Here is a 10680-nt window from a genome sequence, read left to right as displayed (position 1 = left end):
GGTCTCAATATGCACAGTCATTAACAAAAAAAATAGTTAAAGGAATGTTAACAGGTCCTATAACAATGTTACTTTGGTCATTTCCTAGAAATGATATTTCACCTATAGAAATTACTAAGCAAATTGCATTAGCTTTAAAAGAAGAAATATATGATTTAGAAAAAGTAAATATTAAAATTATACAAATAGATGAACCTGCTTTAAGAGAAGGATTACCTTTAAAAAAATCTGAATGGAATGAATATTTAAATTGGGCAATAGAATCTTTTCATTTAACGATATCATCGACAAAAGATACAACACAAATTCATACTCATATGTGTTACTCTGAATTTAAAGATATTATGCATTCTATAATAAATTTAGATGCTGATGTTATCAGTATTGAAACATCTCGTTCCGGTACTAATTTAATAAAATTATTTAAAAAATTAAATTATTTAAATGAATTAGGATTAGGAGTATATGATATACATTCACCTAATATACCATCTATAAATAATATTAAATTATTTTTAACAGAGGCATTAAAAAATATTTCTTTTCAAAAACTTTGGGTAAATCCTGATTGTGGATTAAAAACAAGAACATGGGAAGAAGTAATAAAAAGTTTACATAATATGGTACAAGCAACAAAAATTTTAAGAAAAAAATATAATGATTATATTAAATAATCAAATAATTTTTATTATTTTTAATAAAAGAAATATATTTTAAAATATTAATAAATTATTGCATCCGGGAGGATTCGAACCTCCGACCGCTCGGTTCGTAGCCGAGTACTCTATCCACTAAGCTACGGATGCTTCTTTTCGGTGAGAGAGAGATTCGAACCCTCGATGTAGAATACCACATACACCCTTAGCAGGGGTGCGCCTTCAACCACTCGGCCATCTCACCATTATAAAAATTATATTATATTTTATAAAAAAATAAGTCAAATTAATTATTTAAAAATTGTTTATATAAAATTACTTTATTTATTTTAGCAAATCGTTTGCTGATTTTTTTCTGCTTGAATGCGTTGATAAATTTCTTCACGATGAACAGCTATTTCTCTAGGAGCATTAACACCAATTCGTACTTGATTTCCTTTAATTCCTAATACTGTTACCATAACATCATCACCTATCATAAGTGTTTCGCCTACTCGGCGAGTAAGAATAAGCATCCTTTTCTCCTTAAAAGAAATAAAAAATAAAAATTAGAATTAATTAATATTTTAATAGAAACTAATAAAAATTAAACATATAACCTTATAAATTTATTAATAATATATTAAATATTAATTTTTTTTATATAATTTTAAAAAAAATAATTTAATTTTATTTAAAAATAAAAAAAATTGTTCTTGATTAAAACTACAATTTACTTGTGCTATAGTAACACATCCACCAACTTTACAATATTTTTTATCATAAAATTTATTAATAATTTCAATAACATTAATTTCTTTAGATAAATTTTTAGAAATTTTTATTATTAAATAAAAATTATTTTCCCATTTAGTAGATAATATTATAATAAATTTATTTATTTTACTAATTAAAATTTTTAAAATAAAATGAAATAATTTAGGGTGAAAATTATAAATATTACTTATTATAAAATTTATATTTTGTAAAAAAATACTTTTATCAAATAAAATTTGACTTTCTTTATTAAGAAAATATTGTTCTAAGTTTTTTAAAGATTTTTTTAAAATGTTATTTTTATTTTTATATATTAAAATTTTTTCAACCAAATTAATTTCATTTGTTTTTAAAATATTAGAAATTAATTTTAATTTTTCGTTTTGTTTTTGTATATATTGTAAAGAATAATCATGAGTAATTGCATGTATTCTTTTAATACCATGTGATATATTACTAAATTTTTTAATTATAAAAAAACCAATTTGATGAGTATTTAATATATGAGTACCTCCACAGAATTCTTTAGAAATATTTTCTATTTCTATAATTCTAACAATATCATTATATTTTTCATTAAATAATGATATTATATTTTCATCTTTTTTTGCTATATTTTTATCAATTATATATGTTTTAATAGGTATACTATCAAATATATAATTATTTATCATTTTTTCTATTTGTAATATAATTGGTAATTCAAGATTTTTTAAATAAGAAAAATCAAAACGTAAATAAGTATCTGTAATATAAGATCCTTTTTGTTGTATATAATTTCCTAATATTTTACGTAAACAAGCATGTAATAAATGTGTTACTGAATGATTTCTACTAATATTTAATCTATGTTTAATATTTATTTGTGCTTTTATATGATTATTTATTTCTAATGTACCTTCAATCATTTCGCCTATATGAAGAATTAAATCTCCATTAATTTGTGTATCATAAACTTGAAAAAAATTATTTTGATCTTTTTTTAAAAATCCTGTATCACCTATTTGTCCTCCTGATTCACCAAAAAATGGTGTGGTATTTAATATTATTACTCCTTTATTTCCTTTATTAATTTTATGTACTAATTTATTATTTACATATATATCTAATATACAACTATCAGTTTGATATTTATCATATCCATCAAAATTTGATTTTTTATTTATATAAAATAAATTTTGAGTGTTTTTAAATAAACTATGTTGTCTAGCAAGATTACGTTGTATATTCATACAGTTTTCAAATTCTTTTTGATTTATATCAATATTTTTTTTTTTACATATATTTTTTATTAAATCTATTGATACTCCGAAAGTATCATATAAATAAAATATTTTTTTTCCATTTAAAATATTTGTTTTTAATTTTTTAATTTCTTTATTTAATAAGATTGTTCCTTTTTTTAAAATAATTTCAAAATTTTCTTCTTCTTTTTGTATTACATTTTCAATAAAATCACATTTTTTATTTAATTTTATTATTTCAGTATTAATATTAATATTTTCTATAAATTTTTTAACTAACTTATAAAAAAAAGGTTTATTTTGTCCTAATATTTTTCCATGATTTATAGCTCTTCTCATAATACGTCTTAATGCATATCCTCTATTTTCATTACTAGGTAATATTCCTTCATATATTAAATAAACAGTAGATCTAATATGATCTGCTATTACTTTTAATGAATTATTTTCTAAATTTTTTGTATTAGTAATTTTAGCTATATATTGAATTAATTTTTTAAATATATTTAGTTTATAATTAGAATCAAGTCCTTGTAAAACTGAACTAATACGTTCTAATCCCATACCCGTATCAACTGATTTTATAGGTAATGGAATTAATTTTCCATATGAAGTTTTATTAAATTGTATAAATACAATATTCCATATTTCAATAAAACGATTTCCAGGATTATTTAAAATATTACCAGATAAATGATTACCTAAATCATAAAAAATTTCAGTAGAAGGTCCACAAGGCCCAGTACTATCCATTTGCCAAAAATTATCAGAATTATAAAGAATATTATTTTTATCTCCGATTAATAAAATATTCTTTTTTAAGATACCTATATCTTTATTCCATATATTATAAGTTTCTTTATCTGTATAATATACGGTAACAAATATTTTATTTTTATTTAAATTGAACCATTTAGAATCTGTTAATAATTCCCATGCATAATATATTGCTTCTTTTTTAAAATAATCTCCAAAACTAAAATTACCTAACATTTCAAAAAATGTATGATGTCTATTGGTAAAACCAACATTTTCTAAATCATTGTGTTTCCCTCCAATACGTATACATTTTTGAATTGTAACTATACGTGAATAATTAGATTTTTTATATCCTAAAAAATATTCTTTAAATTGATTCATTCCTGCATTTGTAAATAATAATGATGAGTCATTGTATGGTATTAATGAACTTCCATCCATTATAATATGTTTTTTGTTATAAAAAAAATTTAGAAAAATTTTACTAATTTCATTGGTTGTCTTTTCCATATATAGAAAACCTTTAATTTATTTATTGATTTATATTAAATTTAAAATTTTTTAAAAAATAATAATTTTTAAAAAATATTTTTATTTAATAAAATTTCTCGTAATTTTGCTTCAATTTCATTTGATTTTTTTTTATTTTGTTTTAAAAAATTTATAGCATTTAATTTTCCTTGTCCTATTTTTTCACTTTTATAACTATACCATGAACCACATTTTTCAATGATGTTTTGTGAAACACCTAAATCTAATAATTCTCCATAAATATTTATTCCTTCTCCATATATAATTTGAAATTCAGCTTGTTTAAAAGGTACAGCAACTTTATTTTTAACTACTTTTACTCTTGTTTCACTACCTATAATATTATCTCCATTTTTTACTATACCAATTTTACGAATATCTAATCTTATAGAAGAGTAAAATTTTAAAGCATTTCCTCCAGTTGTAACTTCAGGATTTCCAAATAATACTCCTATTTTCATACGAATTTGATTAATAAAAATTAATAATGTATTAGATTGTTTTAAATTACTAGCTAATTTACGCATTGCTTGACTCATCATTCTAGCAGCTAATCCTATATGAGAATCACCTATTTCACCTTCAATTTCTGCTTTAGGAGTTAATGCTGCTACAGAATCTACAATAATAACATCTACTACACCTGATTTAGCTAATGCATCACATAATTCTAATGCTTGTTCTCCTGTATCAGGTTGCGAACATAATAAACGATTAATATCAACATTAAGTTTTCTTGCATATATAGGATCTAATGCATGTTCTGCATCAATAAAAGCACATATTTTCCCTATTTTTTGAGCTTCAGCTATAACTTGTAATGTTAATGTTGTTTTTCCTGAAGATTCAGGACCATATATTTCTACAATACGACCAATAGGTAAACCACCGATTCCTAACGCTATATCTAGAGTTATAGATCCTGTTGATATAGTTTCTATATCCATAGTCCTATTATCACCTAACCTCATAATAGAACCTTTACCAAATTGTTGTTCTATTTGATTAATAGCTTTATCAAGAACTTTTTGTTTTTCTTTTGTTAAACTCACAAATTTTCCTTATAATTACATAATATTTAAAATTAAAAGATAATTTTTTATAAAAATAATATTAATTATTATATATTGTATGTTCATAATAGAATATAATATTAAAATAAATAATTATTTTTTTTAAAAAATTAATATAATTAATATGGATGAAATTAAAAAATTTTATAAAAATCCTACTTATATTTTAAATATTAAAGGTTTGCAATGTCCTAAAACAATAATAATGATAAAAAAAAGTACTATTAATATGATATTAAATCAAACTTTACTTATTATTACTGATAATAATTTAGTTTATTTAGATATAAAACAATTCTGTTTATTTATGAATTATAAACTTATTAAGAAAAAAATGAATTCTATTCCTTATTTATTTTTAATAAAAAAATTATAATAAATAATTTATTAAGTATTATTTCTTATATATAATTCGTAATTTACAATACTTAATTTTTTTTTACGATATAAAAACCAATTTTTTGGTAAGATTATTTTTGTACTAATTGATTTATATTCAATATAAATCAATGCATTTTTTTCTAACCAATTATTATTTTCTAATAAAAAACAAGTTTTTTTAATTAATATATTTTTATTAGAAAAGGGAGGATCTATAAAAATTAAATCATATTTTTTTCCAGATTTAGATAAATAATCTAAAGTATTTTTATAAATTAAAATTGAATTTTTAGCTTGTAATAATAAAGAATTTTTTTTTAATTGTTGAAAAATTTTTAGATTATTTTCAATTAAAGTAGAAGATAAAGCATTTCTTGATAAAGCTTCAAAACTAAGAGCACCACTACCTGCATAACAATCCAAACATTTTAACATATATATTTTTTTAGATAACCAATTAAATAAATTTTCACGGATAAAATTCATTGTAGGTCTTAAATTTTTATTTTTAATTACATATATTTTTTTACCTTTCCATTTTCCTGAAATAATATTTATTTTATTCATGTTTATAATATTAAATTATTTTTTATAATTATATAAAATTTTATATAAAAATAATATTAATTAATTTAAAATTTTTATATATTAATTAAATAATAATATTAAGTATCTTTTATAAAATTAAAAATATAAAATTATAAATATAAGATTATTATAATTACTATACAATTAAATAATATGATAAAAGATAAAATATCTATACCTACTATAAAAATTAAAGAAAAAAAACAAGGTTTTTTAAATTATTTAAAACATAGTTTATTTAAAACCAGTCAAAATATTAGTAAAGAAATTATTAATATTTTTAATAATAAAAATATTATAGATGAAAAATTATTTATTTTTTTAAAAAATACTTTAATTACTGCTGATGTAGGATTAAAAACAACTCAAAAAATTATTAATTTAGTTTCTAACTATGCAAATAAAAAACAAATAAAAAATTCTTATTTATTATATAATTATATAAAACAAGAAATGTTAAATATATTAATTCCTGTAGAAATACCATTAATTATTAAGAAGAAAAAACCATTTGTAATTTTAATTATTGGTGCTAATGGTGTTGGAAAAACAACTACTATAGGAAAATTAGCTTATTATTTTTATAAAAATAATAAATCAGTTTTTTTAGCATCTGGAGATACTTTTAGAGCTGGTGCTGATAAACAGTTAACTTCTTGGAGTAATAAAAGTCATAGTTTTATTATAAATAATTATAAAAAAAAAGATAGTGCATCTGTAATTTTTGATGCTTTATATAAAGCTAAAAAAAATAATATAGACATATTAATAGCAGATACAGCAGGAAGATTACATAATAATTTAAATTTAATAGAAGAATTAAAAAAAATTGTTCGTGTAATTAAAAAAATTGATAATGAATCTCCTGATGAAATTATGTTAATAATAGATGCTAATATTGGACAAAATTCTATTAATCAATTAAAAGCATTTCATGATAGTATAGGAGTTACAGGTATTACTATTACTAAAATTGACGGAACAGCTAAAGGAGGGGTTATTTTTTCTTTAGCCAATGAATTTGGTATTCCAATAAGATATATTGGATCTGGAGAAAAAATTACTAATTTACATTTATTTAATGCTAAAGATTTTATTAATGCTATTTTTTCTAAAAATTAGGATTTTACTAAAAAATTTATTTTATGTAAAAATTAAAATTTTAAGAGGATATGATGATTAAAGATATGGTGTTAACATCATCCATTACTCCATTAGGAACTTTAGAATCATATATATATATAACTAATATATGGCCTATGTTAACTAATATAGAAGAAAAAGAACTATCAGAAAAATTATTTTATCACAGTGATATTGAAGCAGCAAAAAAATTAATTTTATCTCATTTACGTTTTGTTGTTCATGTAGCAAAACATTATTCTGGTTATGGATTACAATTAGCTGATCTTATACAAGAAGGTAATATAGGATTAATGAAAGCTGTTCGTAGATTTAATCCAGAAATCGGTGTTCGTTTAGTTTCTTTTGCTGTTCATTGGATAAAAGCAGAAATACATGAGTATGTATTACGAAATTGGCGTATAGTAAAAGTAGCAACTACTAAAGCACAAAGAAAATTATTTTTTAATTTGCGAAAAGCGAAACAAAGATTAGGTTGGTTTAATCAAGAAGAAATTAATATGGTAGCCCGAGAATTAGGAGTATCAACTAAAGATGTAAAAGAAATGGAATCAAGAATGTCAGCACAAGATATGACATTTGATTTTCCTATTAAAAATAATATTAAAAATAATAGGAGTCTTAATTCTATATATTTTCTTCAAGATAAAAAATCTAATTTTGCCTATGATATTGAAAAAAAAAATTGGAAAGATTATATTTCAAATAAATTATCAAATGCTATATTAAAATTAGATCAACGAAGTAGAAAAATAATATATTCTAGATGGTTAAATAAAAATGAAAATAAAACTACATTACAAGAATTAGCTAACTATTATGGTATTTCTGCTGAAAGAGTTCGTCAATTAGAAAAAAATGCTATGAAAAAATTACGTTTATCAATAGAACATTATTAACTAATAATTATGTATATATAAAATATATAATATAAATTATTATATTAATTTTATATTTATCAGTATAAAAGGTTATATATTATGGCTAGTAAAAGAGGTATTAATAAAGTAATTTTAATAGGTAATTTAGGTAAAAATCCTGAAATTCGTTATATGCCAAATGGTAATGCTGTTGTAAATATTATAATAGCTACTTCAGAACATTGGAAAGATAAACAAACAAAAGAACATAGAGAAAAAACAGAATGGCATAGAATTGTAATTTTTGGTAAATTAGCAGAAATTGCTAATGAGTATTTACGAAAAGGATCTCAAGTATATATAGAAGGATATTTACAAACAAGAAAATGGCAAAATCAAAATGGACAAGATCATTATATTACTGAAATTATAGTCAGTGTAGGAGGTACTATGCAAATGTTAGGTAATAATTCCCGTCAAAATGAAAATATTATTAATAAACAAGAAATTAATAATAAAGATAAATTAAAAAATAATAATTGGCATACAAAAAAAGATAATAATATAATAAATAAAGAAAATGACCAATCATTATTATCAGATAAAAATGAAAATATTATTGATTTTGAAGATGATATACCATTTTAATTATTAAAGTTTATTTTTAAACATTTTATTATAAAATAATAATTTTATTAATCAGAAATTGAAAGATTTTTAATTATGTTATATAACAATAAATTACTATTTTCATTAAAAAAAAATTTTTCTAATAAATCTTTTTTAGTAAAAGGAATTATAAAAATTTTTGATAAAAGATCAGGTATTTTAGAAACAGAATCTAATCATATATATGAAATCTCCAATATATATATAAAATATGTAATACATGAAGATTATGTTATTGCTAGTATTAAATATATTGATGATAAATTAGTAGCTATTCCTATTAAATTATTAAAATCATCTATTAAAATTTTTATAGGACATATACAAATTAATAATAATGAATTATTTATTATTCCAGAAAAAAAATATTTAAATAATATGACTATAAAATGTTTTCCTAAAGTAAATATTAAACATATTATTAAAAATAAAGATAAAGTAATTGCAACTATAATTAATCATCCTTTAAAAACACAAAAAATTATTTTTCTTGCAGAAATAATAGAATATATTACTAATAATAATAAATATTTAATTCCATGGTGGTCTATATTGTTTAAGTATAATCTTTCAATTAATCCACCTAGTGATATTTTATGTAAAAACATACATATATTAGATGAAAATTTATATAGAAAAGATCTTACAAATTTATATTTTATTACAATAGATAATAATGATACCAAAGAAATAGATGATGCTATATATATAGAAGAAATATCTAAAAAAGAATTAATAATTAATATAGCTATAGCTGATCCTACATCATATATTTCAGAAAATAGTGAATTAGATAAAATTGCATTAAAACGTATGTTTACTAATTATTTACCTGGATTTACTGTTCCTTTATTACCTAAATTTTTATCAGAAAATTTATGTTCTTTGAATCCTAATCAAAAAAGATCAGCATTAATCTGTAAAATAAAAATTAATGAGTGTGGTATTTTATCAGAAAATATAAATTTTTCTATAGCTTGGATAGAATCAAAAGCTAAATTAAATTATTATAATGTATCTAACTGGTTAGAAAATATAGGAAGTTGGAAACCAATAGATAATAATGTTAAAAAACAAATATTATTATTATATAAATTCTATCAATATCGTATTAAATGGACAAATAAACATGTTTTATTATTTAATAATATAGATTATAAATTTATATTTAATAATAAAGGAAAAATATTAAATATTATAATAGAAGAAAAACGTATTGCACATAAAATGATTGAAGAAGCAATGATAGTTGCTAATATATGTGCAGCTAAATTTTTAAAAAATAATTTAGGTTTTGGTATTTATAATATAAATAATGGTTTTAATTATAATAAAATTAATCAAGTAATATCTTTATTAAAAGAATATAATATTCAATGTAATAAATCATTTTTAATGAAGTTAAAAGGATTTAAAATAATTAATGACAAATTACAAAATTTAAATTTAAAATTGTTAATACATCGTTTAAAAAAATATCAATTAATGACAATTTTCCATATAAAACCAGCTCCTCATTTTTATTTAGGAGTTAAATGTTATGCTACTTGGACATCTCCTATTCGTAAATTTGGAGATATGATTAACCATAGATTATTAAAATCTATAATTAAAAAAGAAAAAATTAATAAACCATCAAATAAAATATTTTTTTTAATGAATAAAAAAAAACATTTAAATAAACAAGCTTCAAGAGATTTATCTGCTTGGTTATATTATAAATATTTAAAAAATAGTATTTATACAAAAGAAATTTTTATATCTGAAATAATTGATATATTATGTATTGGTATTCGTGTTCGTTTAATAAAAAATGGAGCATATGCTTTTATACCAAAAAATTTTTTATATCCAATTATTAATGAAATTAATATTAATTCTCAAAGAGGTTTAATTTATATTAAAAATAAATTATTATTTAAATTAAATGATACAATTAAAGTTGTTATTAAAGAAATAGATATTGATACATATAATATTATTGTTAAATTGGTAAAATAATTAAAATTTATTTTAGGAT

At 19.8% G+C, this 10680-nt stretch carries 8 protein-coding genes, 2 tRNA genes and 2 pseudogenes; 6 read left to right on the top strand and 6 right to left on the bottom strand.

The genetic code is table 11. The features are described from left to right. Positions 1–674 (top strand): annotated as a pseudogene (locus tag GJT84_RS00195) (5-methyltetrahydropteroyltriglutamate--homocysteine S-methyltransferase); the annotation flags it as partial. A gap of 59 nt (positions 675–733) precedes the next feature. Here GJT84_RS00195 and GJT84_RS00190 read toward each other — a convergent pair. The 5 genes and pseudogenes from GJT84_RS00190 to recA all read right to left on the bottom strand — a co-directional run. Next, positions 734–806, bottom strand: a tRNA-Arg gene (locus GJT84_RS00190). Between the two features lie 7 nt (positions 807–813). Continuing rightward, positions 814–900 (bottom strand) — tRNA-Ser (locus tag GJT84_RS00185). Positions 901–985: 85 nt separating this feature from the next. Then, on the bottom strand, positions 986–1171 hold the full coding sequence (csrA, locus tag GJT84_RS00180; RefSeq protein WP_168866869.1) for a carbon storage regulator CsrA: 186 nt from the start codon (positions 1169–1171) through the stop codon (positions 986–988). A gap of 114 nt (positions 1172–1285) precedes the next feature. After that, positions 1286–3925: an alanine--tRNA ligase gene (alaS, locus tag GJT84_RS00175; RefSeq protein WP_168866868.1), complete on the bottom strand. Its 2640-nt coding sequence runs from the start codon at positions 3923–3925 to the stop codon at positions 1286–1288. Between the two features lie 83 nt (positions 3926–4008). After that, positions 4009–4998: pseudogene (gene recA, locus GJT84_RS00170) on the bottom strand (recombinase RecA); the annotation flags it as partial. A gap of 145 nt (positions 4999–5143) precedes the next feature. Here recA and GJT84_RS00165 point away from each other — a divergent pair. Next, on the top strand, positions 5144–5395 hold the full coding sequence (locus GJT84_RS00165; protein ID WP_168866865.1) for a sulfurtransferase TusA family protein: 252 nt from the start codon (positions 5144–5146) through the stop codon (positions 5393–5395). An 11-nt stretch (positions 5396–5406) separates the two neighbouring features. Here GJT84_RS00165 and rsmD read toward each other — a convergent pair whose 3' ends face one another. Further along, positions 5407–5967 carry a 16S rRNA (guanine(966)-N(2))-methyltransferase RsmD gene (gene rsmD / locus GJT84_RS00160; RefSeq protein WP_168866863.1) on the bottom strand — a complete coding sequence of 187 codons (561 nt, stop codon included), beginning with the start codon at positions 5965–5967 and terminating at the stop codon, positions 5407–5409. Positions 5968–6141: 174 nt separating this feature from the next. On the opposite strand from rsmD, the gene ftsY reads away from it, so the two are divergent. The 4 genes from ftsY to GJT84_RS00140 all read left to right on the top strand — a co-directional run bounded on the left by ftsY (position 6142) and on the right by GJT84_RS00140 (position 10661). Continuing rightward, positions 6142–7110, top strand: a complete 969-nt coding sequence (gene ftsY / locus GJT84_RS00155) for a signal recognition particle-docking protein FtsY (RefSeq protein WP_168866861.1) — start codon at positions 6142–6144, stop codon at positions 7108–7110. A 53-nt stretch (positions 7111–7163) separates the two neighbouring features. Beyond that, positions 7164–8030, top strand: coding sequence for an RNA polymerase sigma factor RpoH (rpoH, locus tag GJT84_RS00150; RefSeq protein ID WP_168867347.1), 867 nt, complete (start codon positions 7164–7166; stop codon positions 8028–8030). Between the two features lie 81 nt (positions 8031–8111). Then, complete coding sequence (gene ssb / locus GJT84_RS00145) at positions 8112–8639, top strand: single-stranded DNA-binding protein (RefSeq protein ID WP_168866859.1); 528 nt, start codon at positions 8112–8114, stop codon at positions 8637–8639. A 75-nt stretch (positions 8640–8714) separates the two neighbouring features. Then, positions 8715–10661: an exoribonuclease II gene (locus tag GJT84_RS00140; RefSeq protein ID WP_168866857.1), complete on the top strand. Its 1947-nt coding sequence runs from the start codon at positions 8715–8717 to the stop codon at positions 10659–10661. Positions 10662–10680: the final 19 nt, after the last annotated feature.

Source organism: Enterobacteriaceae endosymbiont of Plateumaris sericea (genome assembly GCF_012562605.1).
Taxonomy (GTDB): domain Bacteria; phylum Pseudomonadota; class Gammaproteobacteria; order Enterobacterales; family Enterobacteriaceae.
This window is presented reverse-complemented; position numbering and strand designations above follow the sequence as displayed.